The 311-nt window shown below is 59.5% G+C and carries 1 protein-coding gene; it reads right to left on the reverse strand.

Translation table 11 applies throughout. The features are described 5' to 3' along the window. Positions 1–311: hypothetical protein (locus ACTHSW_RS10865; RefSeq protein WP_440373923.1), on the reverse strand; the 311-nt coding region annotated here is incomplete at both ends.

Below are 311 nucleotides of genomic sequence, written 5' to 3' on the forward strand. Positions count from 1 at the left end.
GTGGCCGAATCGGTATGGATGCCGAGAGCGCGGGCACTGGTTTTTTTGCCGCCGATGGTGATGTTGCCTTCGCTGAGCAGCGAGCGGGTATAGCCTTGGCTGTTGCCGCTTTCATGTTGCGGCAGGGTGGGGCTGTAGTTGAAGCCTTTATTCATGTTCTGGCCGGCGGTTTGGGACGCACGACCAAAGGCGCTTTGATTGAAGCCGTTGCTTCCTTTCAGGCTGCCGCCGTAGCCGGCGCCGATGCCCATGCTGCTGGCGCTGTAGCTGCTTTCGTTGCGGATGTCTTCAAAGCTGAAACTGCGGGCGGT

This window comes from Neisseria sp. P0008.S004 (assembly GCF_051962755.1).
Classification (GTDB): Bacteria; Pseudomonadota; Gammaproteobacteria; order Burkholderiales; family Neisseriaceae; genus Neisseria; species Neisseria subflava_A.